The organism is Arsukibacterium ikkense, from assembly GCF_000987775.1.
Lineage (GTDB): Bacteria > Pseudomonadota > Gammaproteobacteria > Enterobacterales > Alteromonadaceae > Alishewanella > Alishewanella ikkense.
This window is the reverse complement of sequence record NZ_LAHO01000017.1, coordinates 1-25,569: the sequence shown is the minus strand read 5'-3', so window position 1 is coordinate 25,569 and position 25,569 is coordinate 1. Positions and strand designations below refer to the sequence as shown.

Below are 25,569 nucleotides of genomic sequence, written 5' to 3'. Positions count from 1 at the left end.
AGATAGCAGATCTGCCGGCCTTACTAACCTCATCGCCTGAAGCAGCGGTTTGATTACTGCTTTATATACTCAATAGCGCGTTCAAGTTGCTCGTCACGGCCTGCTGCTATACCGGCGATGGTCGGTTTAACCTCAATATCCGGCACTATGCCAATTCGCTGGGTGGGTGTGCCATCCGGGTAAAATACTCCGATACCAGAAATAGCGGTCCAGTGACCACCTGGCAGCACAATGCCGGAGAAATTACCATCGGCACCTGCCGTGGTACTACCTATTACCTTGGCTTTTGGGGCGCCGCGAAAGGCCATGGTGGTGTATTCCGCCATGCTTTGCGTTTGCTCGTTGATCAGAATTGTGATTTTACCTGTGTAGTAATCTGGATTGTCGTTGCCCACAATTATTGGGTCATCCCAGTTAAATTGGCCCGGGTTGTCAGCCTGCATAACGGTATATTTTGCAAATGGGTAAGGGTTCGGATACAGATAGCTGCCCAGCGTAAACAGTACAAATTCTGACGGATATTCACGAATATCAATTATAAGGCCTTTGGTATCGTTAAGTTGCTGCATCATTTGCTTAAGATTAACACCTTTTATTTTATCCAGCCGGATATAACCAATATTATCAGGCAGCTGCTCATAGGCGTCATCGCTAGCCGGGTTATACAAAGTTTGCCGTTTTAAAGAGTCGTATTCTATCAGCGGCACCTCAACATTTAATGACTTACCAACACGGTTAATGCCTAAAGTGAGTTGCTGCTTATTATTGCGCAACAAAGAATCTGCCCACTGTCGCTGTAAAGTCGGGCCATTTGAGGCGGCGGCTATTGGCTTAATTTTTGCCAGGCGCTCCGCGATATTTTTGCCATCAATATGGGTAATAATATCGCCAACCTGTAACGGCAGGTCTGGCTGATACAATAAACCAATGACAGGTTTGTCTTCTACATAGCGAACTTCTACCGGGACTATATTACGGCCAAGGTAGTCAGCAATTGCCGTATTTTTCCGGTTTGGCCAGAACTGGGTATGGGTATCATGGATAGCGGAGATAAACTTCATCAGCGCCACTTGATATTGAGTATCGTCAGTTGCAGCGATAACGTCTGCAACTGCCGTATCAAGCATCTGTTGCCACGGTTGCTCGGTTAAATCACGGTACGGTGAGTAGTAGTGAATTATATTCCACAGCCTAAACACGCTAAGTAAGCGATAACCAGAATCCAAATAGCCAATGTCAGCATAAGGCTTTTCATTAAACATTGGGTTGCCTTGTGCTGCACGCTTTACCCAATAGTGTCGGGCGGGTAACTCTGCGGCATAAACGTTGGTCAGGGAAGAATTTAGTTCGGGCGATAACTGCCAGGCTAACCAGTGCTGCTCCGGATGCGCCAGTGCAGCATCGGTGCTGTCTTTACAATTTTTACAAGCACTTAGCTGTCCCAGGCCATTGATCCATTCAACCAGCAGTTGATCGCGCGCTTTGGCGTCCGCTTTTAATACTTTGGGGATTAGCTGAAATAGCTCGGCATCCATACTGATATTGCCCGCAGCAGACTCAGGGTGATAATACTTAATAAAACCCCACACTTTAGCCAGCGCCACTAGGTTATTCTGCTCGCTCTGGTTAAGGGTTGTCAGGCGGATGCCAGAGTCTTTTTCAAATTCATGGGGTAGGGCTGCCTGATAAACCGCACGTTCTCTTGCCGGTGCCTGCGCCAGTGGTTTACCGTCTATGGTCAGGCTAAGCTTTGCATATTCACTGCTACCGCTGCCCACTTGTAATATGCCAAAATATAACTGTTCTGTATCAGGATCTAGTTCAGCGCTTAGCGTATATTGCTGCCAGTCTTTGCTGCCATTAATTGCCTCTAACTCCATGTCGCTATACTGAATTGTGTCGTCATTCTCTGAAGCCTGAGCAAGCCAAAAACCGGCGAAACCATCGGCGCTAACCTCTGTTGTTTTTATATAACCGCTGATAATTATGCTTTTTCCACCATAGGGAAATTTAATCTGCTGGTGAATGTCGGCAAATTCGCCGGCGGTAGCGCTGTTGCGACTGATTTTTATTGCAGTGGCGTTATCAAGCGACGCTACTTTACTTAAGGTTGGCGGCTCGGTCCCCGCAATCTGCCAATGAGCCGGCAGGTTTTCAGATACTTCTGAAAAATTCATATTTTGCGGCGTAGCGACAGCGGCAAAGCTGCAACCAAAAAGCCCTAAGCTAAACAAAAGTCCTTTCATACTGATCCTTCATTAATTTATAATAGTGATAGCTGTAAATGAAATAAGAGTTAATCGTTAAATTAAAAAATCTTAAACTAATAGCCGTTTGCTGAATACGAGCTTAATAATTTTGTTACGTACTTGGATTTACTCAGTATGAGTGTTGGCAGTGTGTTCAGCCGTCGGCTGCTTACTCAGCCGGCGCCATAGCCATTCCAGCGGGCCCTGGGCAAAGTGCTGCAGGTACCAGCGGCAAAATACTAACTGCAGCATAATCATCGCCGTGGCAATTCCCAGCAAGGGCGCACGGTCGAGCGTGGCAAACCAGTCGGGCTGTATTACCCTGAACAGCAATACCATAAGCAGGCTCTGGCTTAAATAAAGGGTAAACGCCATACGGCCACATGGTGCCAACCAGCGCTGCAACCAGGGGCGGTTATAGCGAATTATCAGGCTGGCGTAGGCCAGCGCCATCAGCAGCGCCGCAAGGTAAGTTGTTGGCAGGGTGATATTAAGAGCTAGCTGATAGCCGGTTGCCGCATCGGCCAGTTGTACGCCAGCACTGATTGCTATTCCCAGTAATAACAGGCTGAACGTTACCCTGGCGGAATAGCCATGGCTAAACCAGCCCCTTTTATACAGGCCAGCACCGAGCAACATAAGGCCGACTCCCAGCCAGAGTAAACACAGCACAAATGCCAGCAGCATAGTTAGATTAAGGCTAAGCATTTGCAACCATTGGCCAGCTGCAGGGCCAGTCCACAGCGCTATACTGGCTGCGAGTTGTTCGGCAGTCATAATGCCTATTGGGTGTTCGCCAGTGCTAAGCAACATCAGGCTGCTAAGCAGCGGCACAATAAAGCCAATAGCAAAAAACATCAGGCCTTTGCGCAGCAACTGACGGCTATCTAACAGCAGATAACCACGTTTGACAATAAACAGGCCGCTTAGGGCGTACCATAATAAAATATCCCCAAACCAGATAAAGCTGATATGCAACAAGCCAAACAGCAGCAACCAGTTCAGCCGGCGTTGCAAATACTCCGCGCCATATTGCTGCACAACAAGTAGCAGGCTTACCCCGAACAGCAACGAAAATAGCGTTAGAAAGCGGCCCATAACAAACAATTGGCTGGCGGTAAACAGCCATTCATCCAGGCTACTGTAGCCGCCATCATGCCAGTACAGTAAATGGGCGTGTTCTGGTGGCCAGGCAAAAGCAAAAATATTGACCAGCAAAATACCCAGGATTGCCAAACCCCGAATCACATCCAATTGCCCCAGGCGCAAATGGTTTGCCGTTGATTGATGTGTGGCTTGCATACTTAAGGCTCGTTAAGATCACTATGGTGCTTACCAAAAACCGGTATGGTAATGTGCCACTTAATCGCGGCTAAGCGCAGCAATAACAAGGCCGACATACCGGCCAGCATGGCAGTCAGCTGGCCCGCACCCAGTGCCAGCAGGCTGGTGTAGACGCCACCACCTACTAAACAGGTTACGGCATACAGCTCACCACGAAACACCATTGGAATTTCCCGGCATAGCACATCGCGGATCATGCCGCCACAAACGCCACTCATGGTGCCCAGCATAATAGCCACCAGGGTTGAGGTGCCGTAATCCAGTGCTTTTTGGGTACCCATAATCACAAAAAATGCCAGGCCAATGGCATCGAGAATTTGCAAAGTATTGTTTGGAATGGTTAAACGGTTGCGCACCAATAAAATAGTAGCGGCTGCGGCAATAAAAATAGCATAAAAATAACTGTTATTGTTTATCCAGATAACCGGCACATCAAGAATAAGATCGCGCAAGGTGCCGCCGCCAATGGCGGTAACGCTGGCCAGTACTATTACCCCAAAACCATCCATCTGGTTGCGCCATGCTGCCAGGGTGCCCGACACCGCAAATACTGCGACGCCCAGTAAATCAAACCAGAGAAAATAAGTGGCCATGGTCGCGCTTGTTAGCTGCAATAAGATAGTGTCACGCTAGCAGGCTTTGTTTAACAGGTAAATGTTTTCCCGCTATTGCAGTAACTTATAAATGCTTTGCCGCTGATAGCTAAAATAGTTGCAATACTGTCTTTTCGGCAACCCGGCTGTTGTGCTACGATTTCACGCTTTTGTAAATAATACGTTTTATAAATAATAGTGAATAAAGGATTACTATGAATAAATTAGTTGTTGGTGCCGGTATTTTAGTGGTTGCCGCTGCTGCGGGCTTTTATTATGCCAATTCGCAAGCTGAAAATGCCATTAAAAAACAAATTGAACTGGCAAATCAGTCTTATGCAGAAATGGCGGCTACCGGTCTTATGCCAGCAATTAGCATTGGCTATCAGGATGTATCAGCCAATGTGTTATCGTCCAGCTACAGTGTGTCAGGCATTGATATCAGCGTTGCTGGCATGGGCCAGGTGGCGACAATTGATAAGGTGACCGCGGTAGGTTTAAAACCGCAGGGTTTGTCTGATAAAGGCAGTGCGCAGCTGGTTGGCGCCAAAATGGCGCAACCGATGCTGGCGATGCTACCACCGGATATGAGCGCTTTTGTGCAGGGTGTGGTATTGCACGCCGATTACCGTTACCAATATACCCCGGCTACCGGTGAGCTGTATTTCAGTCAGGATACCCGGATTAATGACGAGTTTAGCCTGTCTTACAACTTCTCTTTTGCAAAAATGCAGGAGCTGTGGGCCTTTGCTCGCGACATGAGTGAAAAAACGCCGGAAGAACAGCAGCAACTGAGCATGTCAGACAGCTACATGGCCGACGTGGTAGAGCATTTAGTTAAAGGCGCCCTGAAAAACGGCGAGCTGGTTATTACTAACAACGGCTTTATTGAGCGTCTGGTTGCAATGGGCAGTGCCCAGGGCCAAATGCCACCGCTGGAGGCGTTGCAGGGTATGGCATTGATGGCGATCACTGCTGATGAAAACCTGCCGCTGGCCATGAAAGAAAGCCTGACCACGTTCATTAATCAGCCTGAAAAGCTGACTGTGAGTGTTAACTTTGCCGAGCCACTGAGCTTTGAAGCTGTGCAATCAGGTGAATTAATGGCTGAACTGCAAACCCCTGAGCAAATGATTAAGTTTGCTAACCTAAAAATGGTTGCCAACTAACTCAGACCAAGTCAGTTTCAGACAGAAAAAAGGCAGCTAAGCTGCCTTTTTTAGTTTTGTTTGCCGGTTTATGGTTAAAGGTGTTATTTGCTTCACTATCCCAGCCAGGGCTGGCTGGCTTTGCGGCTTTGCTCGTAGTCGGCAATTTGCGGGTTCAGCTGCTCGCTGCTGCCAATAAAATCCAGGCCGGACAACAGCCGTTGTTTAATATCGGCGTCGATACTAAAGCCCAGCGCCGCATTGTTGCCAAACATAATTTCCTGGCTGGCTAAGTCGATTTGCCACTGCTGTGGCCCCTGGGTGCAGCGGTTAAACAGCAAGTCGATATTGGTTTTACTCAACTGAATTAATAACATGCCGTTGTTAACGCTGTTATTAAAGAAAATATCGGCAAAGCTCTCGGCAATAATCACCTTAAAACCATATTGCAAAATGGCCCAGGGCGCATGCTCGCGGCTGGAGCCACAGCCAAAGTTGGCGCGGGTCAGTAAAATACTGGCCCCTTTATACTCGGGTTTATTAACCACAAAATCCGGATTAGGGCTGCCATCGGCCAAATAGCGCCAGTCAAAAAACATCGCCTCGGCAAAACCGTCGCGGCTGACACTGGTTAAAAACTGCTTCGGGATGATTTGGTCGGTATCGACATTGTTTTTATCCAGCGGGCATACCAGGCCCTTGGCAAAAATCTTACTCATGGCTGTTCTCCTTGTGTATGCACAGCGGCGATATTAACAAACTTACCGGCAATAGCGGCTGCCGCTGCCATGGCAGGGCTAACCAAATGGGTGCGGGCGCCACGGCCTTGCCGCCCTTCAAAGTTACGGTTGCTGGTTGAAGCACAGCGCTCTCCGGCTGCTACCCGGTCGTCGTTCATGCCCAGGCACATACTGCAGCCTGGCTCGCGCCATTCAAAGCCGGCATCTTTAAAAATAGCGGCCAGGCCTTCGGCTTCGGCCTGGCGTTTTACCATGCCCGAGCCCGGTACCACTAATGCCCGCACGCCGTTAGCCACTTTTTTACCCTGCACCACACTGGCGGCGGCGCGTAAGTCTTCAATCCGGCTATTGGTGCAACTGCCAATAAATACCACATCCACCTGGCAATCGGTCAGCTTCTGGCCCGGCTGCAGCCCCATATAAGCCAAAGCGCGTTCGGCGGCATCGCGTTTGGTGGCATCCGTAAAACTATCGGGTGCCGGCACGCTTTGGTCAACCGCCATTACCTGCTCTGGGTTGGTGCCCCAGGTTATTTGCGGGGCAATGCTGGCAGCATCGACGACTACGGTGTGATCAAACACGGCAGCAGGGTCAGAATACAGGCTTTGCCAGTACTTAACGGCGGCATCCCAGTGTGCCGCGCCCGGCGCATGGGCCTTGCCTTTAAGGTAAGCAAAGGTGGTTTCATCCGGGGCAATAAGGCCGGCCTTGGCACCCATTTCTATGCTCATATTGCACAGGGTCATGCGGCCTTCCATGCTCATCGCCGTAATGGCACTGCCAGCAAACTCAGCAACAAAGCCATTGCCGCCGGCGGTGCCTAATTTACCAATTACCGCCATAATCAGGTCTTTTGGCGTAACATGAGCGCTTAATTCGCCATTAATTTCAACTTTTAAGGTTTTCGCTTGCTGCTGTGGCAGGGTTTGGGTGGCCAGCACATGCTCTACTTCTGAGGTACCAATGCCAAAGGCCAGCGCGCCAAAGGCACCGTGGGTAGAGGTATGGGAGTCACCACAGACAATAATCATCCCCGGCTGAGTCAGGCCCTGCTCGGGGCCAATGACATGCACTATGCCCTGATCGGGGTGGGTTAAATCCAGTAATGGGATCTGGTTTTCGTCACAGTTGGCGGCTAACGCTTCTAACTGTTTGCGTGAGGTTTCACCGGCGGCGTCCATGCTGCGCCGCTGGGTCGACACATTATGGTCCATGGTAGCGAAGGTGAGATCGGGCCGGCGCACGGCGCGATTAGCCAGTTTTAAACCGGAAAAGGCCTGCGGCGAGGTGACCTCATGAATTAAATGGCGGTCAACGTACAATAAATCGGTACTGGGGTTTAACTTGCCTACCACATGGCTGGCGTAAATCTTCTGATAAAGGGTTTTTGCTGAGAAATCATGCGCCATTAGTGTGCTCCCTTCTGGCTATGCGCTGGCTGGCGCTGTACTGGTTGGTGTAAGGTGGCAACAATGGCAGCACCAACCGCAGCCGTGCCATACGTTGATTGGGGGTTAATGTCGCGGGTGACGATATGCTGCTCTAAACAGTGCTGCACCGCCTGCTCAATGGCCTGTGCCGCGGCTTCTTCGCCAAAGCTGTAACGCAGCATCAGCGCTGCGCTTAGGATCTGTGCTATAGGGTTGGCAATGCCTTTACCTGCAATGTCCGGCGCACTGCCACCGGCCGGCTCGTATAAACCAAAACCGCTGCTATTTAAGCTGGCTGAAGGCAACAAGCCTAAGCTACCGGCAATGGCGGCGATTTCATCCGATAAAATATCGCCAAACAGGTTGTCGCACAGCAATACATCAAACTGCTGCGGGCTGCGAATAAGCTGCATAGCGGCGTTATCAATATACATATGCTCCAGCGTCACGCCGGGGTAGTCTTTGGCCACCCGTTCTACTGTTTCGCGCCATAAAATACTGGTTTGCAGCACATTGGCTTTGTCGATAGAGGTGACTTTATTACTGCGCTTGGTGGCTGCTGCAAAGGCTACTTTGGCTATGCGCTCAATTTCCGCCACGCTATAGCGCTGGGTGTCAAAAGCATCAGTGGCAGTGCGGCCTTTTTCGCCAAAATAAATGCCGCCGGTCAGTTCGCGCACGCACAGTACATCCATGCCCAGGCTGCTGACCCGCGGGTGCAGCGGCGATAAATCAGCAAAGGCCGGGTAAATCTGGCCGGGGCGTAAATTGCAGAATAAATCGAAGGTTTTCCTAAGTGGCAATAAGGAACCGCGCTCAGGCTGTTTATCCGGTGCTAAGCCGGTCCATTTTGGCCCGCCTACTGAGCCAAATAAGATGGCGTCGCTGTTTTTGCACAGCTCCAGCGTGGCAGCCGGTAACGGCTCGCCCGTTGCGTCAATGGCGGCGCCGCCGACTAACGCCGGGGTAAGGGTTAAACCAAACTGGAATTTATCGGCCACCACGGCTAAGACTTTTTCGGCTTCAGCCATCACTTCCGGGCCTATCCCATCGCCGGCCAAAACGGCTATGTTGTAGTGTTTACTCATTGCTGATCACCTGCTGCAATTTTTAATGTGTTCTTTTCGCGTGCATGTTCACGCGTATGCTTCTGGGCATGTTTATGGGCGTCAATGGTTTGGGCGCGCTGGATCATATTCAGCACGTGCACATAAGCCAGTACCGAGCTGCGCACAATGTCGGTGGCCAAACCGGCACCATGAAAACGCCGGCCCTCGTGCTCGGCAATAATATCAACCTGGCCCAGCGCGTCTTCGCCGCTGCCTTTGGCCTGCAAGTTAAAATCGACCATCTTAATTTGCAGCTTACTAATGCGGGCAATGGCACTAAAGGCCGCCTCAACCGGGCCGTTGCCGGTAGCGGCCTCGGTAAACAGCTGGTCGCCGCAGCGTAAGCCAACGGTGGCACTGGCAATATGGCCGGTATGGGTAGATGAGCTTAAAAACTCCAGCGCGTAGTAGTCGTTTTGCTCCTGCATGTTTTCAAAAAACACCAGCGCTTCTAAATCGTAATCAAACACCCGGCCTTTTTGATCGGCCAGCGCCACAAAGCTTTTGTAAACCGCTTCTAAATCGTAATCGTCTTTGGTGTAGCCTAGTTCGGCTAACCGGTGCTGAATAACATGCCGGCCCGAGCGTGAGGTTAAATTCAGCTCGTTCTGGCGAATGCCCACTTGCTCTGGCGCCATAATCTCATAGGTGTTTTGCGCTTTTAACACGCCATCCTGATGAATGCCGGAGCTGTGGGCAAAAGCGTTTTCACCGACAATGGCTTTGTTTGGCTGAATGGGCATATTGCAGATCTGGCTAACCAAATGCGAGCTGCGGTAAATCTCGGTGGTTTTAATGTCGGTATACAGCGGCGCAAAAATATCTTTGCGGGTATTGATAATCATCGCCACTTCTTCCAGCGAACAGTTACCGGCACGCTCGCCAATGCCGTTAACGGTGCATTCAATTTGCCGGGCGCCGGCCTGAATGGCACTGATGCTGTTAGCCACCGCTAAGCCTAAATCATTATGGCAGTGCACGCTTAAACGGGCTTTGTCGATATTGGGCACTTTATTGCGCAAGGTACTGATAATGGCCGCAAACTCGTTGGGAATGGTATAGCCGACAGTATCAGGAATATTAATGGTGGTGGCACCGGCATTAATGGCCCGCTCGATTATCCAGCATAAATCATCTATTGGCGTACGACCGGCATCTTCACAGGAGAATTCAATATCGTCGGTATAGCGGCTGGCCAGTTTAATGGCGGCCACGGCTTGCTCAGAAGCCTGCGCCAGGGTTTTGCGCAATTTATACTGCAAATGCAGCGGCGAAGTAGCAATAAAGGTATGAATACGCCGGCGCTCTGCGTCTTTCAAGGCTTCACCACAGGCTTCAATATCGGCGGCAACCGCGCGGGCCAGGCCACAGATCACCGGGCCTTTTACTTCGCGGGCAATGCGCTGTACCGAGTCGAAATCACCCGGGCTGGATACCGGGAAGCCCACTTCCATTACATCCACTTTTAAGCGGGCAATGGCATGCGCCAGCTGAATTTTCTGCTTCTGGCTTAAGCTGGCCCGCAAGGCCTGCTCGCCATCGCGTAAGGTGGTGTCAAAGATCCAAATTTTATTATCGCCGCTCATCTTCTGGTTCCTGTTCCGTTAATCGGTGTCGGTGGCAACCTGTGGCGGGGGCTTAAATGCGAAAAACCCCGGCCAGTGGCACGGGGTTTTTCGTTATCGGTTCGTTACGTTTTTACCAATAAGCGACACCCCGCGCGCCGGTGAGGAGCACGAGGAGGCTGATAATAGAAACGTGACGTTGTAAATTCATTAATTGCTCGTATTGGTTACTTTTAGCAAGACGCTAATAGTAATAACATGGTTATTTTTTAACTGCAACAGTATAGATGGCTAAATGTTTAAAAAGTTGCTGCGGGCTAGCCGAAGGTTTAGGCTGGCAGCACAATAACTGATAAACCAAGGATGCTGCCAATGCGATACCGCCTGTTTAAACCGCTAATACTCACTGCCACGCTGGCGCTGACAACCGCTTGTGGCAAGGCACCCGAGCCAATGGTTGCCGCTACCGTCAATGCCGATAATGTGGGCCGGCAGTATATACAGCTGGTGTTGGCACTGGGCGAGCATGACAGCAACTATGTGGATGCTTATTATGGCCCTGCCAAGCTGCGTGAAGACGCCGTCGCCCTTGGCCTGAGTACCGCCGAGATTGCCAAACAGGCGAAAAGTCTGCGGGCAGAAATTGCTACCCAGCCAGCGATGGCAGAGGATATCAATAAGCTGCGGCTGCATTATCTGGATAAGCAACTGCTTGCGCTGGCCTTTCATGCTGATAATTTAAGCCGTGGTGCTAAAGCCAGCTTTGAAGACCAGGCTCAGGCGCTATACGACACTGCGCCCCCCCAATATAGCCTGGCGCATTTTGATGAAGTGTTAGCCGGCATAGATGCACTGGTGCCGGGCGAGGGCAATTTAACCGAGCGGGTAGTGGCATATCGCAAAAACTTTGTTATTCCCCCCGACAAGCTGGATGCGGTGTTTCAACGGGCGATCAGTGAATGCAAGCAGCGCACTGCAGCCTATATCAGTTTGCCTGAGAGCGAAGATTTCAGTCTGGAATATGTGCAGGATAAACCCTGGAGTGGTTACAACTGGTACAAGGGTAACGCGTACAGCTTAATTCAGATCAACAGCGAACGGCCGATTGATATTTCCCGCGCGGTCGATTTAGGCTGCCACGAGGGCTACCCTGGCCACCATACCTACAATGCGCTGCTGGAGCAGAAGCTGGTGCAGGAACTGGGCTGGCAGGAATTCAGTGTGTATGCGCTGTACAGCCCGCAATCGTTAATTGCCGAAGGTACAGCCAATTACGGCATTGAGCTGGCGTTTCCGGGCGAGCAAAAACTGGAATTTGAACGTGATGTGCTTTACCCGCTGGCCGGGCTCGACCCCGCCATGGCGGCTGACTATGCCGCATTGTTAAAGCTGCTGGCCCGCTTAAGCTATGTTGGCAATGAAATCGCCCGCCAATACCTGAACGGCGATATCGACAGCGAACAGGCTGTGGTGTTGTTGCAACAATACAGCCTGAACAGTGAAGCCGAAGCCCGGCAGCGGCTGCGCTTTTTCGACAGCTACGGCGCCTATGTGATTAACTACAACTGGGGCAAAGATTTGGTAAAACAGTATATTGAACAGACTGATGACCATGACGAGCGCTGGGCCCGCTTTATTCAGCTGTTATCATCGCCCAGGGTGCCCACCTCAATAGCCTGGTAAACCCGGTAAGTGATGCGACGGTCTGCCTTAACAGGCCGTCGCGTAAATACTGCTAAAAGTGCGCTTTAACCAGTAAGTTGATATTCGACTCATGGGTTCGAAACTGCGGGCTGTCAGCAATACCGTATTTATTGCGCCAGTACACATATTCCACGCCCAGATACAGCTTGTTTTGCAGCCCCAGCAAAGGGTGCAGTGCCCATTTCAGCTGCGAGGTGGCATTAAAGCTGGCGCTTTGCTCGGCGCTGGCGCTGCTCCAGTCAATAAAGCCATCCAGCAGAAATTGTTGCTGACCCAGGCTGACCGGTATTGCCCAGGTGGTGGTTAGCTGCCAGTTATCGGCCACGCCATCGTTGTTGCGCCGGTAAAAATTCAGCTTCAGGTAGTTAAAGCCCGGCACGGTTAAATCGGTGGCCACCCCGTATAAAAAATTGGTTTGCAGCGTCGACATTTCTACCGTTGTGGTAAATAACACATCGTTAATTAGGCCAAATTGCAGATCTTTACCGCTAAGCTTGCCAAAACTAAGCCTGGGCGACCATTCAGCATAGTTGCTGCGGCTGCCATTGTTGCCGCGCAGGTGGTCCAGAAAGAAAAAGCTGTCGCCCCAGCTGGCACCAGCTACATGTTCAAAGGTGATGATCTGTTTGGCGGGGCCATCCACCCGGTAATGGCTGCCTTTTAAATAACTGACGCTGAAGTCCTGCCAGTGCACTTCGGCCTGCAGTGAGGTGCTGGCCAGTAGCAATAATCCGGTTGCGGTTAATGTTTTCATGGCTTACACCTTAAATTGAGTGACCAGGGCGCGCAGTTGCTCTGCCCGCTGTTGCAGTAAGCTAATCGCTTGCAGTTGTTGCTCGGCATTGTGGTGAATGCTGGCGGCACTGTCTGAAATTAAATGGGCTGACTGGTTAATATGCTCGACTACCGCACCTTGCTCTTCGGTGGCGGCTGCAACCTGATGGTTGCCGGCACTGATCGCTTCAAATTTCTGTTTAATGGCCATCAGCGAGGAGGCTGACTGCTCGGTATTTTCTGCCACCTGTTTGCTGCTGGCGGTGCCTTGCTGAATGGCGCTGGTGGATTGCTTTGCCGTATGCTGTAACTGGTTAATTTGCTCGCGGATTTCCAATGTTGATTCCTGGGTGCGCTTGGCCAGGTTGCGCACTTCATCGGCTACCACCGCAAAGCCCCGGCCCTGTTCGCCGGCGCGGGCGGCTTCAATAGCCGCGTTCAGGGCCAGCAGGTTAGTTTGTTCGGAAATAGCGTTAATCACTTCCACTACTGAGTTAATGGCCGCCGCCTGATCGGCAAAATCGACAATGGTTTTTTCGATATCGGCCATTACCGTATTCAGCTGCTGCATGGTGCGCGAGGTAAGGGCCATGTTGTCGTTGGTGCTGTGGGTATCGTGCACTGCCGCTTCAGTATCCTGGGCGGTGCGATGGGCAATACCCGACACTTCGGCAATGGTCTGGCCCATTTCAGTAATGGCGGTGGCTACCTGATCGGTTTGGGCGCGTTGCTGCTCGGTAGAGCTAAAGGTGTCATTCGCCAGTTGCGCCAGCTGTTCAATACCGGTTTTTATCGCCGTTTCGGTGCTTTGAATTTCGGCCACCAGCTGGCGGATTTTACCAATAATGGCATTAAAGCCTTTGGCTAAATGGCCCAGCTCGTTGCTATGGCTGTCATCCAGCCGCTTGGTTAAATCGCCACCATCACCTGACATCTGCAGCAGGTTGTCACCCACCTGCTGAATAGACTTACTCAGCGAGTTGGCAAAAATCACCGTTAAGCCAATACAAATGGCGGTGAGGATAATACTGGCGATAACTGAAAACGAAATCACACTGTTAATCGCACCGCTGATTTCTTCGGCCGGTAGCACCGCCACCAGTTTCAGGCCGGTATCACGAACATCCTGCACCCCAATGTAAACATCCTGCTTATTCAGCGTAGCTTTGCTCAGGCTAAAGCCGGTGCGGTGCTGTTGTACCAGCGGTGCAATGCTCTGATACTGCGCTACCTGGTTAATGCTTTGGCGGGCCAGTGCCAAATCGCGATGCACGGTAATCATGCCGTTGCCGTCAACCAGAAATAAAAAGCCGTTATTGCCCAGCGTATAACCCGACACCAAGCTGGCAATCGCCGATACGTCGTAGCCAAGGCCTGCCACCGCCGCCCGTTTATTGTCAACCTTTACCGCCACATTCACAAACAGCGTAAGCTTGCCAGTGCGCTCATCGGCATCAATCGCCAGCTCGCGGCTGGTCTGGCTGTTTAAAAAGGTAAAAAACCAGCTGTCGCGTGGTTCACTGGCTGAAATGGTTTTAAATACCCCCGCTTCGGTGTAATAGTTTTTGCTGTAATCTGATACCCAGAACAGGGTGGAGGCACCGGCATCAACTTGTTGTTGTTTAAAAAACTGCAATACCCGGCTATGGTTGGCGGCACTGGTTTCGCCATCACGCATCCAGTTATGCAGCAGGCTGTTGGCTGCCAGTGCTTCCGATAACGTAATAGGGTGCATCAGCTCCGAGCGCACCTGCTCGCCAATCCGGCCCACCGTATTAGGCAAATATTCCTGTTCGGTCTGGCCGTAATACAAACCAGAAAACTGGTTAATGTTAATCAGGGTGGAAATCACCGTTAGCAGCGCCAGCGCCAAGGTGACAAAGGCAATAAATACAGTGCGTAATTTTAATTGTTGCATAGCTGCTCCGGCATGACTTTTATCAATGCATGGGGTTGTTAATTAATCCTAGCAGCAGTATTCAATAACGCCTTGAAAAATAAGTAACAAAAAGGGGGTGTTCAGGTTAATATTTACCGGTTGCAGAAAATTACTTGCATAAGCTGGCAGCGTTCATTATGATGCGCGCCGTTCTGCCAGTACTTTTCAGTACAACGCAACTCTGCCCGGGTGGTGAAATCGGTAGACACAAGGGATTTAAAATCCCTCGCTCGAAAGGGCGTGCCGGTTCAAGTCCGGCCCCGGGCACCATTTAGTTCACTCTTCCCTAAGTTTCCCTTGTTTGAGTTATCTAGCCGCTGTTGCTAAGCTAATATCAGTTTTAACACCACACTGAATTTTTATGATCACCGTTGAACAAATAAAGCAGTTGTCTACCGCCGAGAAATTGCAGGTAATGGAAACATTATGGCAAGAGCTTACCGCGAACCCCGGTAGTGCACTTGCATCACCTGACTGGCATCAACAAGCGCTGCAGGAAACAGAACTTGCTGTCAGAGAAGGCGATGAAGTTACCCACGACTGGGAACTGGCAAAACAAAGCTTACGTGATAAATTCAGATGAAAATAAAGGTTCTCTATGCTGCGCTAAACGATCTGGCAAACGGCCAATCATTTTACCAGCAGCAGGGAGAACATTTAGGTAATTACTTTCTCGATTCGCTATTCAGCGACATTGACTCACTAACCCTTTTTGCGGGCATACACCAAAAGTGCTTTGGTTACTTTCGCATGCTGGCACATCGTTTTCCTTATGCTGTTTATTACAAAATGCCTGAGCCTGACTTGATCGTGGTGTGGCGTGTTTTAGATATGCGTGTTAACCCAAGGCAAATTTATCAGAGGCTCAAATAGTCGCAATGACGCTATCAACTGATTATCCTGATCGGCAGCTGCTTTTCAATTTGTCGCGATTTACCGCCAGCGCATGCAAATAGAAGAAATTTTCAGAGATATGAAGAGTACCCAGTTTGGCTTGGGATTTGAGCAAAATTACACAACAAAGCTTAATCGACTCAGTATTTTACTGCTGTTAGCCAACTTCGCATCCCTGACACTCATATTACTCGATACCACGAGTTACAGCATTATATGAGTGAAAATTTCGTGGGGATCCCTCAGACACTGACCCTATTGATCCCAATAAAACTGGCCCAAGTGCCACACTTTTTTTTCAGTGGCCAGATAAAGGCCGGGGTTCTCTGGCCAGCGCAATGCTCACAAACTTAGTTTGGCATTTAACGCTGCAGCAATTTCCAAAGTTTGTCGTACTTGTTCAATAACATCATTAAAATCCTTATTGGCAAGGTCAATATAGGGGGCCTTTGTTGCAACTGTGACTGATTTGCCAGAGCGTTTGATCATCAGCGGATGATTTGAAAAATCACTGAATTGTGAGCTGATTTCATCAAAACGGTTTACTTGTCCGCGGTACATTACCTTTATCATTTGGCCTCTAATCTGGTGGACAATAACGGTGTCTCGTTGATTAGCCAGTGGATAAAAATGAATCCAGTCGTGTCCTGCGGCTCGTGGTTTGATCATTTCAGGTTTCAGCTGCGGATAATTAATGTTCGCGTAGTTTAAGTAGGATGCGGCGAATGCTGTCATGCTATCGCAGACAACTGACTGGTAACCTCTGCGATTTTTCTCAACGGCCTCAATTAGAAATGAAGCCCGATATGTACTGCGCATATCGGATTGGGTTTGAAAGAAATTTATGACTTGTTCGTATGATATCTCATGGTCATATAGCTCTGTATTTCGCTCAAGGTAACGCTGGGGGGCAAGCAAGCAGGTTTTAAAATTCGACCATTCGCCTTTGTGCAGCCCTTTGTCGCCTCGCTGCTGGTAACGTGCCCCTTGTTCGCTCTGAGCTCCGGCATCAATTTTATTTTCGATCAGGATGGCTTCCTGAATGCCAGTGTTGCGTGTGAACTTGAATACCAGATCAGATTCGCCTAGCAATGGATCGGAAACTGAATGCCAGGCCCCTACAGTATTTACGGCACACTCCTGACCAAACACCTCTGATGTAAACCAGTTGGAAAAGCACGCTGAGACCAGCAGCTCTTCCAGTATAAGTAAATCCACATCACGTTCTGTAATATTGGAATAGATATTGAGTTGATCCATAGTTGAGCTCTTTTATCCTTCCTGAGTATCTGCCGATAGATCAACTTGCGGCACCAATCCCTGAGCATACATTGTAACAATTGAACGAGGTGTCAGCACGACAACATCATCTATAGCTAAACTATTACAGTAAGCGCTGGTATAACCATCTGGCGACCACTGGCAAAGCGTGTTGTTCCATAACAGATAAGGGTTGCGGTCAATCTCAACAAAAGTACCATCTGGCAAATTAGATAATCGATCAGTGTAAGTGACCTTTTGTGCGCCTTTAGCTACCCGTTCTTTATGCAATACGTTATCTATCTGCTGCACCGACAATTTGCTATCAGCTGTTTCAGTATTTGCCGCAATCCAGGCTGCTTTAAATTCGTTATATCGAGCTTTCCGGCAATGTGCGCATGGCCTGTGACCAGCTGAGAATGCAGTGGCTTCATCTAAGAAGAACAGCTCGGAGTATTGGTTGGGGCTAAATATTTCCCGTTTGATACCCTTGAACGATAACGCACAAGTAACCCAGGCTTTATGCTTGTACTGCGAAACAATTTCTTTGTTGTTGTTATGCAAAATGCCACGGTTACCAAGGAAATTACCCCGGGCAGATACCGCTAGCAGCCGCCCATAAGGGTCAACACGGTTTTTTAATGGCAATGTAACACCTATTACAATATTGGTAAGTTTTTGGGCTGGTAAAGCATTAAGACCTTTCCAGCCCTCAGGGTCTTCTAGTCACTAATCTTAATGACACCAAATGCCTGACTTGTTTCTTGATACATCATTGTCTTAAGAGATACTGTGTCCTCAACGGTTACAGAAAGAGTGCGCATTCTGCCATTACCATTTGTAGCAAAAATTTCGAAACGAGGTGAGAGTAATACTTCCACTTCGTTTTCCATACCCAGGCTTGAAGCGTTGAGGGTTGCTTGCCTATTATCGACCATGTATCGGATCTCTCCCGACGCACCAAGACAGAGTCTTAGAGCACCCAGACTGCAACGGAACCTCGCAGTATAGGGGTATGAAACAGCCGTGCGCTTGCGTTCTGCTAATTCAGTAGCTTCTTTTTGCTTACGTCTAGCTTCAACTTTTGCGTTAAATTCATGCTCCCAAGCTTTAATAGCCGTATCAGAAACATCAATTGAGATTTTTTTAGCGTCTAGTACAAACATAAAAGACTGCGCGGGCTCTTTTTCATTACGGTATGCTAAAACAGGCATATCAATAACTAAGTGGTTATCATCAATACCAGATAGTTGGCCCCGCATCGCAAGGGAAGCTTTTGCTAGCTGTTCCTTAACAGCTTTCGCCTCAGATAATGGAACGCTCAATGTTGCCTCAGTTATTAAAGCTCCCGAACCGCTAATAACAGCGGCATTGAAAGTCTCATGGTCGGCATCGTACCGTAGATTATCGATTTTAATTTTGCCTAAATATGATTCTAATGCCTCCTTGAGAAGGCTTATCCGATTTATGTTTTTTGTATCTACAAGTACTTTATCTTCGTAAGCTGCACGTTCGTTAGCAATTCGCTTTTCATAGGCTAGACTTGTTTCAAATTCATCCTTCGGGGTGGCTTTATATGGCTCTGGCAAAGAATCCTTTAGTGACGAACTCCACGCTTTCATTGCCATCATCAATAGGTCATGTAAATTGGCATCTGAATACTTTTTTTGATTCACTCCGGTAGAATTTATCAAAAAAGGGACAATGCCCTCGACCTGAAAAAGTGAGTTGTAGTTATCATCAAACTTTTTTAGTAAAGACGTGCGTTGAAGCTCCGCTAACTTTAAGGCATCTTCCTTACGATTCTTCTCGGCTAATTTCCTGCTAGCCTCTTTCTCTTTGGCAGCCTTTGCTTCAGCAAGACGCTGCAACTCCATCCTTTGAGCTTCTTTAATAACACGCTCGTCAAAAGCAATCGCTGCAGTACGATTTTCAAGCCATAATTTTTCTAATGCAGGATCTATTGCAGGTGCAGGAAAACCCAGTCGTTTGCGCTTGCTAAGCGAAGCTTCATCCCATTTTTTGTTGAACTCAAATTCATGAGCATAAAGGTCCAAGACAGCTTGGGCGCTAACTTCGATCAATTTCCCCGCTTCAACTGACAGATCTTTTTCGTTTATTATTGAACGAAACGAATTAATAATGACAGTTTTAAGTCCATTCATTTCTTCACACACTTTTTCACGCCAATAAGCGGATGAATCGAACCTCAACCTCAACTCGTTAAATAAGCGTGGAAAATCTGAAGCAGCACTATGTATAAATATCGCGAGCGAACCTGCTTGCTTTTCAGTGCATCGACCTTCTTTAACACAATCAGGAATAGAATTAGTCTCGAAAAATTGACCTTGCACGATGCGTGAAACTGGCTTGCATTCCTTCGGGACGGGAAGATATTCAGTAGTATCGTTCGCAATTGCTGTGGTGGAATAAATAATAAAAGCAAAAATAAAACGAATCATATTAAGCACTTCCCCAAATATTTATTCAGATTAAAAAATATTAAACCCGAGATTGCAAGGGCAATCATATAAGATATATTCAATTTTAGGTACTACGGCTACCTTGCGGTAATTCGCCATCTCAGAGATAAGGCCAATAAAGCATAAATGTATGCCGTAAACATGCGACCTCCAAACATATATTAACTCCCTGAATTAATTATTGATGGAGGACGCATGTTAAAACGATACCGAAATATCTGGCCTGAAGTTACTGTCAGGTAAAAGCGGTTCTAAACGGTTCTTGCTGCGCTACATACTGCATGGTCGTAAGTGCAGTATTGCCATTGGCCGATTTCCGGATATTGATGTGAGTACTGCCCGTAAAGTTGCCCGGCATCATAAACAGCTGATTGCACAGGGTGAGGACCCACGGGAAGAGCAAGCTAAAAATGCGGGCTATGCCAGCGGTATATGAGTTCGTTTACCAGTTTTAGCATAGAGTGGCTGAATACCATTTTATAAACAGCCACTTATAGATAAATATTTATCGGATTGTGACTAGCACTATTCGACTGTCAGACCCTTGCTTTTGTATTCAATCGCTTTGTCCAGGCTGAAGTTTTTGGCAATCCATTTGGAGGCATTTCGTGGAGAAAAGCCTGCTTTATTCCACTCAATTATTGTCTGGGGTGAGCTAATTCCAACTTGAATCCACTCTTTTGCATCAGTGGGAGTAAAACCATTACTCCGCAATGCTCTGGCGTCAAAAGCTTGCACGCCAATGCCTTGCCAAGCTGTTGCTTCTTGGTATGGCATTCCATCCCATGGACTCGATGAAGCACAACCCGTCAGGGAAATAATCCCTGCCATAACAACGATTGCTACTACCTTCTTCATTAAAAACTCCTTTGTTTATTCTTTAATTTTTCTTGTCTAATAAACCAACATTAATCTAAAGCATGTTTATGATTTAATCTTTGAAGCAACTTATCAGGTACCAATCCTCTGGTTTGCAATAAAGTTTTCATAAAGTAAAACAGCAGGTTAGCAAATCACTATTTAGCCTGATGAATTGTGGGCAAGCTTTAGAGGGGATTAAGTTAGAGTAATATTTCTATATTGGCAACAAATAATCTAAGGTACGATCGCTAAATTTAATACTCGTAGCAAAGTTTCAGGTAAGGGTATTAGCGTGCTGTTTCAAATAGGTAATCGTCTCGGTTTGCATTGTCACCCTCAAAAAGACGTTGTTCAGCCTGATTGAGCCTGGCAGATAATAGCGGACTACCCTAACGTTGTGCCGTGCCCGCTGTAAATAAGGTGGCACAGGCAAATGGTAAGCTAACACATTTTCGTCTCTGGAAATTTCGGCTAAACCCTATATACTGTATATCCATACATATATGAGGTGCGTATGTCTGCTGTATTTCTTGGTTCTGCCGATCACTTTCCCAGACGCCATATGCCGCTTTTTAGCGACCCGGTTATGGCTGGGTTTCCCTCGCCGGCGCAGGATTATGTTGAGCGCACGCTGGATTTAAACGAGTTATGCATTCGTCATCCCAACGCCACTTTTTTTGTGCGGGTAGAGGGTGACTCGATGATAGATGCCGGCATTTACGCTGGCGATGTACTGGTGGTTGACCGCTCGGTTAATGCCGAGCATGGCGATGTTGTGGTGGCCGCCGTGGGCAGTGAGTTTACCGTAAAAGAGCTGTGTACCCAGCCGTTGTTGCAGCTGCTACCGCGTAACCCTGCTTATAAACCTATTACGCTTTGCGAAGGTGACGAGCTGAATATTTTTGGTGTGGTTACCAATGTTATCCGGCAACTGAAGCGCAAGTGATTACCTTAAGTGAGTAATGCGCTGTGACGTCGGTTGTGTTTGCTTTAGTAGACTGCAATAACTTTTATGCCAGCTGCGAGAAGTTGTTCCGGCCCGATCTTACCCATACCCCGGTGGTAGTGCTGTCGAACAACGATGGCTGTGTGGTGGCCCGCTCCAAAGAAGCAAAAAAACTGGGCGTTAAAATGGGTGTACCGGTATTTCAGGTGCGCGAATTGTTACAAAAGCACGGCATTGTGGCGTTTTCCTCTAACTATGCCCTGTATGCTGATATGTCGCAGCGGGTGATGAGCACCCTGGAAGCGTTAGCACCCAGAGTAGAAGTGTATTCCATCGACGAAGCCTTTCTGGATTTAACCGGGGTGGGGTACAGCCAAAACCTGACCGAGTTTGGTTTAATGGTGCGCCGCACCGTGCAGCAATACACTGGTATTAGCGTCTGCGTGGGTATAGCGCCCAGTAAAACCCTGGCCAAACTGGCTAACCATGCCGCTAAAACCTGGCATCGCACAGGTGGTGTAGTCGATTTAAGCAGTACAGTACGCCAGCGTAAGCTGCTGGCGCTGCTGCCAGTAAATGAGGTTTGGGGTATTGGCGCTAAGCTGACCAAGCGCCTGCAGCAGCTGGGTATTGATACCGCACTGCAACTGGCCGATACCGCGCCGGAGTTTATACGCCAGCATTTTTCGGTGGTGGTAGAGCGCACGGTGCGCGAGTTAAACGGTGAAAGTTGTATTGCGCTGGAAGAAATGGCAGCAACTAAAAAACAGATTGTCAGCAGCCGTGCTTTTGGTGAGCGGATAACCGATAAACAGCAGATGCGCGAGGCTATCAGCGAATACATTAGCCGTGCCTGCAAGAAACTACGGCAAGAGCAGCAACAGGCAAAGTTACTCAGCGTATTTCTGCGCACCAGCCCGTTTAGCGACAAAGATGCGCCTTATAGCGCCAGCAAAAGTATTGAGCTGGACACCCCCAGTAACGATACCCGGGTGTTTCTGGCCAAAGCCATGCAATTACTGGATGCCATGTGGGTAAACGGCTACCGCTATGCCAAAGCCGGGGTAATGCTGGCCGATTTTTACGACCCCGGTGTATATCAGCCGGGCTTGTTTGATGAACCTATAGTGCAGAGAGAAACTGACCAAAAACTGATGCAACTGATGGATACCCTCAACAGTAAACAGGGCAAAACCCTGTGGTTTGCCAGCCAGGGTACCAAGCAAGAATGGAGCATGAAACGCGAGCTGCTGTCACCGGCTTACACAACCGATTGGCAGCAGCTGCCGCTGGTAAAGTAACGCTATTCGATACTTAGTAATACTTCAAACCATCTGCCTTACCCCGGAACGCATAGTACGCCAGGGCGGTGTAGCCAATGATCACCGGGATAACCACCACGGCGCCAAAAAAGATAATCAGTAGCGACTCTCTGGAGCTGGCGGCCTGATACAGCGTTAGCTGGTTGGGTACCACGAAAGGGTAAAAACTCAGTGCCAGGCCAAGGAAACTGCAGATAAATATAATATTGCAGATAGCAAAGGGTAGCCAGGCACCGGCGTCGGCTGGCAGTGGCAGGCGTTTTAGCACCAGGTAGCCAATTACAAACATGGCAAAGCACAGTAGCGGAATAGCAGCAAAGACAAAGGCCAGTGGTGGCTCGGTCCATACCTGCAGGGCATTGGCATTAATCAGCGGGTTAATGGCGCTAACCGCCAGAATGCCGCTAAGCGTTAATACGCCGGCTATTTTACATTGCTTAATGGCATGCAACTGCAGTGCGCCACTGGTTTTGCCAATTAACCAGGCGTTGCCAATCATCGCATAGGCGGCTGTTACGCAAAGGCCGCTAAAGCAGGCAAAGATAATGCTGCCTGTGTTGTACTCAAGCCCCATGACATAAATACCCAGCATAAAGCCCTGGCTGAAGGTAGCCAGTATTGAACCGGCTTTAAAGGTGTAATCCCAGCGGGTTTTGCGGTTGGCTTTTACTTTGGCCCGAAAATCAAAAGCCACCCCACGCAGAATTAACCCCAGCAACAACAAAGCTGCTGGTAAATACAAGGCATGCAAAATGGCGCTATGCGCCGCCGGAAAGGCCACCAGTAGCAGGCCAACGGCTAATACCAGCCAGGTTTCGTTGGCATCCCAGAACGGGCCAATAGAGGCAATGGCAGTATCACGCCACGGCTCGTTCGCCATGGGCAGGGTAATGCCGACACCTAAATCGTAACCATCTAAAATGGCGTACAGCAGGATGGCCAGCGCCGTCAGGCCAGCAAAAATCAGCGCTAAATTCTCTGCGGTTAGCAAGCTCATAATGCGGCTCCTGTGCGGGTTGTTGCCTCATTATTTACAACGGGCTCGCTGCGGTTTTCGGCCAGGCCGGGGCGGGTTAAATCATATTCTTCTACTTCCACTGCGCGGTTGGCCAGCCAGAACAGGGTTTTGATATAAGCCACTAATAATACCAGATATAACACCAGGTACATGGTAAGGGTTATGGCGACATGCTCAGCAGCAACAGTGGTTACCGCATCGCGGGTTTTCAGCACGCCATACACTAAATAAGGCTGGCGGCCAATTTCGGTAACATACCAGCCGGCCAGAGTGGCAACCCAGCCTGAGAAGGTCATGCCAATTAATATTTTCAGCTGCAGCGGTGCCAGCTCTTTTTTGCGCAGTAAGCTGAAGCTCGTCCACCAGGCCATCAGCAGCATCAGCAGGCCAATCCCTACCATCAGCCGGAAGCTGTAAAACACCGGAGCCACCGGCGGATGTTCGCCGGCAAATTCATTTAAGCCTTTCAGCTCGCCATCTTTATCATGGGTTAAGATCAGGCTGGCCAGCTTGGGTATTTCAATAGCAAAGCGGTTCTGGCGGGTTTGTTCATCCACAATGGCAAATAACACCAGCGGCGCACCTTGTTCAGTGTGCCAAGCCCCTTCCATAGCGGCTATTTTCTGTGGTTGGTGTTCCAGCGTATTTAAACCATGGAAATCACCCACCAGTACCTGAGTAGGCGCCAGTATTGCCGCGCTGAGCAGCGCGGTTTTCAGGGTTAATTTCGGTGCTTTTTTGTTATCGCCTTTTAAGATGCGGTAGGCAGAAATACCGGCTACCAGAAAACACACCGTTAGCGCTGAGGCCAGCAGCATATGGGTAAAGCGATAGGGGAATGACGGGTTGAAAATAATGGCCAGCCAGTCAGTGGCATGGGCCACGCCATCGATCATTTCAAAACCGGCCGGAGTTTGCATCCACGAATTTAACACTAAAATCCAGAACGCAGAGAAGGTAGTACCCAGTGCCACCAGAAAGGTGGCCAGGGTATGGGCCCAGCGCGGTACCTTATGAAAACCAAACAGCATAATGCCGAGCATAGTGGCTTCGAGGAAAAAGGCGGTCAGAATTTCATAGGCTAACAGCGGGCCGGCAATATTGCCGATGCTTTCCATAAAGCCCGGCCAGTTGGTACCAAACTGAAACGACATGGTAATGCCGCTTACTACACCCAATGCAAACGTCAGGGCAAATACCTTTACCCAGAAGCGATAGGCGCGCATCCACACCGGGTGCTGCGATAAATCAAAGCGCACTTTAAAATAAAACAACAACCAGCCAAGGGCGATGGTAATAGTAGGAAACAAAATATGAAAACTGATATTAGCGGCAAACTGAATACGCGACAGGATTAAAGTATCTAACATACGGACCTCACAGCAGCATGACTACAGCGCCAGCAGGCGCTCATTGCCGGCTAACCTTTTAACCGGCGTTTGGTGGCTAAGCATCTTTTTTGGGGCGGAACTTATCGGTAAATTCCAGTACCTTGCCAACGCCTGAGCCGAGCTTCATCAGGGTGTTCAGCTTTTCCGGCGACAGCGACTGCAGGCTTTGGGTCCATTCGGTAATGTTTTCCAGCAGGTCGTGAATTTCAGTAATGCGTTTCTGGGCATAGGCTTCTTGGTTATTGGCTGCTTCGTCCATCATAATGTCGCGCAGCAGCGACAGGGTCGGGTCCATTTCGCGCTTACGCCGCTCTTCAAATACTTTATTGGCCATGTCCCAGATACTACCGCGGCAAAAGTAATACTCTTTGCGGTCGCCGGCTTTATGCTGCACCTGCACCAACTGCCAGCTACCCAGCTCTTTTAAACCCATACTGACATTACCGCGGGATATCCCCAGCAACTCGGCAATGTCGTTGGCGCAAATTGGCTGCTCGCTTACCACCAGCAGGGCGTAAATCTGGCCAACGGTGCGGTTAAAGCCCCAGCGGCTGCCCATTTCGCCAAAGTGACAAACAAAAGACTCAATCATCGGTGTCATCTGCATACATAGCCCTTACTGAACTTTCAGAAATTTCTGAAACTATTGTACGGCTGAACTTTGATCTGGATCAAGCTTTTTGTCAAAGGCCGGGTATTTGCTGCTAGGCTTAGGGTCAGGATAACCAGCACTGCCGGAGCGTAATTAATGACAACTGCCAAAACTGATGAAAATAAGCAAGGTATTGGCCACTATGCG

23 protein-coding genes, 1 tRNA gene and 1 pseudogene are annotated in these 25,569 nt (G+C 49.0%); 9 read left to right on the top strand and 16 right to left on the bottom strand.

Features of this window, described 5'->3' with window-relative positions; genetic code table 11:
• Positions 1–53 precede the first annotated feature (53 nt).
• From WG68_RS15940 to WG68_RS15930, 3 genes are all read right to left on the bottom strand, one after another.
• Positions 54–2,246, bottom strand: coding sequence for a S41 family peptidase (locus tag WG68_RS15940; RefSeq protein WP_052749134.1), 2,193 nt, complete (start codon positions 2,244–2,246; stop codon positions 54–56).
• A gap of 129 nt (positions 2,247–2,375) precedes the next feature.
• Positions 2,376–3,551 (bottom strand): DUF418 domain-containing protein, encoded by a 1,176-nt coding sequence (locus tag WG68_RS15935; RefSeq protein ID WP_046558720.1) that lies wholly within the window; start codon positions 3,549–3,551, stop codon positions 2,376–2,378.
• Between the two features lie 2 nt (positions 3,552–3,553).
• On the bottom strand, positions 3,554–4,186 hold the full coding sequence (locus tag WG68_RS15930; RefSeq protein ID WP_046558719.1) for a trimeric intracellular cation channel family protein: 633 nt from the start codon (positions 4,184–4,186) through the stop codon (positions 3,554–3,556).
• A 215-nt stretch (positions 4,187–4,401) separates the two neighbouring features.
• On the opposite strand from WG68_RS15930, the gene WG68_RS15925 reads away from it, so the two are divergent.
• A complete protein-coding gene (locus tag WG68_RS15925) occupies positions 4,402–5,355 on the top strand; it encodes a hypothetical protein (RefSeq protein WP_046558718.1) in 954 nt (317 codons plus the stop codon).
• A gap of 95 nt (positions 5,356–5,450) precedes the next feature.
• Here WG68_RS15925 and leuD read toward each other — a convergent pair whose 3' ends face one another.
• The 4 genes from leuD to leuA are packed head-to-tail and all read right to left on the bottom strand — an operon-like array spanning position 5,451 to position 10,199.
• Positions 5,451–6,053, bottom strand: coding sequence for a 3-isopropylmalate dehydratase small subunit (gene leuD, locus WG68_RS15920; RefSeq protein ID WP_046558717.1), 603 nt, complete (start codon positions 6,051–6,053; stop codon positions 5,451–5,453).
• Positions 6,050–7,483, bottom strand: a complete 1,434-nt coding sequence (leuC, locus tag WG68_RS15915) for a 3-isopropylmalate dehydratase large subunit (RefSeq protein WP_046558716.1) — start codon at positions 7,481–7,483, stop codon at positions 6,050–6,052. Before leuC ends, leuD begins: the two co-directional genes overlap by 4 nt.
• Positions 7,483–8,592 (bottom strand): 3-isopropylmalate dehydrogenase, encoded by a 1,110-nt coding sequence (leuB, locus tag WG68_RS15910; protein WP_046558715.1) that lies wholly within the window; start codon positions 8,590–8,592, stop codon positions 7,483–7,485. The genes leuC and leuB overlap by 1 nt, the downstream gene beginning before the upstream one ends.
• On the bottom strand, positions 8,589–10,199 hold the full coding sequence (gene leuA, locus WG68_RS15905; RefSeq protein ID WP_046558714.1) for a 2-isopropylmalate synthase: 1,611 nt from the start codon (positions 10,197–10,199) through the stop codon (positions 8,589–8,591). The genes leuB and leuA overlap by 4 nt, the downstream gene beginning before the upstream one ends.
• 351 nt (positions 10,200–10,550) lie before the next feature.
• On the opposite strand from leuA, the gene WG68_RS15900 reads away from it, so the two are divergent.
• Positions 10,551–11,861 carry a hypothetical protein gene (locus WG68_RS15900; protein ID WP_046558713.1) on the top strand — a complete coding sequence of 437 codons (1,311 nt, stop codon included), beginning with the start codon at positions 10,551–10,553 and terminating at the stop codon, positions 11,859–11,861.
• A gap of 52 nt (positions 11,862–11,913) precedes the next feature.
• Here the strand turns inward: WG68_RS15900 and WG68_RS15895 are convergent, their stop codons facing one another.
• Both WG68_RS15895 and WG68_RS15890 read right to left on the bottom strand, forming a co-directional pair.
• Complete coding sequence (locus tag WG68_RS15895) at positions 11,914–12,636, bottom strand: outer membrane protein OmpK (protein ID WP_046558712.1); 723 nt, start codon at positions 12,634–12,636, stop codon at positions 11,914–11,916.
• 3 nt (positions 12,637–12,639) lie between these two features.
• Positions 12,640–14,574 (bottom strand): methyl-accepting chemotaxis protein, encoded by a 1,935-nt coding sequence (locus WG68_RS15890; protein WP_046558711.1) that lies wholly within the window; start codon positions 14,572–14,574, stop codon positions 12,640–12,642.
• A gap of 204 nt (positions 14,575–14,778) precedes the next feature.
• Here WG68_RS15890 and WG68_RS15885 point away from each other — a divergent pair.
• The 4 genes and pseudogenes from WG68_RS15885 to WG68_RS19450 all read left to right on the top strand — a co-directional run.
• Positions 14,779–14,865, top strand: a tRNA-Leu gene (locus WG68_RS15885).
• A gap of 91 nt (positions 14,866–14,956) precedes the next feature.
• The gene (locus WG68_RS15880) at positions 14,957–15,178 is read left to right on the top strand and encodes an addiction module protein (protein WP_046558710.1); all 222 of its coding nucleotides are present in this window, start codon (positions 14,957–14,959) and stop codon (positions 15,176–15,178) included.
• On the top strand, positions 15,175–15,468 hold the full coding sequence (locus WG68_RS15875; RefSeq protein WP_046558709.1) for a hypothetical protein: 294 nt from the start codon (positions 15,175–15,177) through the stop codon (positions 15,466–15,468). The genes WG68_RS15880 and WG68_RS15875 overlap by 4 nt, the downstream gene beginning before the upstream one ends.
• 55 nt (positions 15,469–15,523) lie before the next feature.
• Positions 15,524–15,709: pseudogene (locus WG68_RS19450) on the top strand (transposase); the annotation flags it as partial.
• A 122-nt stretch (positions 15,710–15,831) separates the two neighbouring features.
• Here WG68_RS19450 and WG68_RS15870 read toward each other — a convergent pair.
• The 3 genes from WG68_RS15870 to WG68_RS15860 all read right to left on the bottom strand — a co-directional run bounded on the left by WG68_RS15870 (position 15,832) and on the right by WG68_RS15860 (position 19,211).
• On the bottom strand, positions 15,832–16,749 hold the full coding sequence (locus tag WG68_RS15870; RefSeq protein ID WP_046558708.1) for a PD-(D/E)XK nuclease superfamily protein: 918 nt from the start codon (positions 16,747–16,749) through the stop codon (positions 15,832–15,834).
• Positions 16,750–16,761: 12 nt separating this feature from the next.
• Positions 16,762–17,397: a hypothetical protein gene (locus WG68_RS15865; protein ID WP_046558707.1), complete on the bottom strand. Its 636-nt coding sequence runs from the start codon at positions 17,395–17,397 to the stop codon at positions 16,762–16,764.
• 74 nt (positions 17,398–17,471) lie between these two features.
• Positions 17,472–19,211: a hypothetical protein gene (locus WG68_RS15860; protein ID WP_046558706.1), complete on the bottom strand. Its 1,740-nt coding sequence runs from the start codon at positions 19,209–19,211 to the stop codon at positions 17,472–17,474.
• 235 nt (positions 19,212–19,446) lie between these two features.
• On the opposite strand from WG68_RS15860, the gene WG68_RS19445 reads away from it, so the two are divergent.
• On the top strand, positions 19,447–19,668 hold the full coding sequence (locus tag WG68_RS19445; RefSeq protein WP_083981930.1) for an Arm DNA-binding domain-containing protein: 222 nt from the start codon (positions 19,447–19,449) through the stop codon (positions 19,666–19,668).
• Between the two features lie 89 nt (positions 19,669–19,757).
• Here the strand turns inward: WG68_RS19445 and WG68_RS15850 are convergent, their stop codons facing one another.
• On the bottom strand, positions 19,758–20,090 hold the full coding sequence (locus WG68_RS15850) for a hypothetical protein (RefSeq protein ID WP_046558705.1): 333 nt from the start codon (positions 20,088–20,090) through the stop codon (positions 19,758–19,760).
• 517 nt (positions 20,091–20,607) lie between these two features.
• Here WG68_RS15850 and umuD point away from each other — a divergent pair.
• Together umuD and umuC are read left to right on the top strand one after the other, a co-directional pair.
• Positions 20,608–21,039: a translesion error-prone DNA polymerase V autoproteolytic subunit gene (umuD, locus tag WG68_RS15845; RefSeq protein WP_046558704.1), complete on the top strand. Its 432-nt coding sequence runs from the start codon at positions 20,608–20,610 to the stop codon at positions 21,037–21,039.
• A 23-nt stretch (positions 21,040–21,062) separates the two neighbouring features.
• Positions 21,063–22,340, top strand: a complete 1,278-nt coding sequence (gene umuC, locus WG68_RS15840) for a translesion error-prone DNA polymerase V subunit UmuC (protein ID WP_046558703.1) — start codon at positions 21,063–21,065, stop codon at positions 22,338–22,340.
• Between the two features lie 13 nt (positions 22,341–22,353).
• Here the strand turns inward: umuC and WG68_RS15835 are convergent, their stop codons facing one another.
• The 3 genes from WG68_RS15835 to WG68_RS15825 form a co-directional block, all read right to left on the bottom strand.
• Complete coding sequence (locus WG68_RS15835) at positions 22,354–23,358, bottom strand: cytochrome d ubiquinol oxidase subunit II (protein WP_046558702.1); 1,005 nt, start codon at positions 23,356–23,358, stop codon at positions 22,354–22,356.
• Positions 23,355–24,749, bottom strand: coding sequence for a cytochrome ubiquinol oxidase subunit I (locus tag WG68_RS15830; protein WP_046558701.1), 1,395 nt, complete (start codon positions 24,747–24,749; stop codon positions 23,355–23,357). The genes WG68_RS15835 and WG68_RS15830 overlap by 4 nt, the downstream gene beginning before the upstream one ends.
• Before the next feature lie 76 nt (positions 24,750–24,825).
• Positions 24,826–25,377: a GbsR/MarR family transcriptional regulator gene (locus WG68_RS15825; RefSeq protein WP_046558700.1), complete on the bottom strand. Its 552-nt coding sequence runs from the start codon at positions 25,375–25,377 to the stop codon at positions 24,826–24,828.
• Positions 25,378–25,569 lie beyond the last annotated feature (192 nt).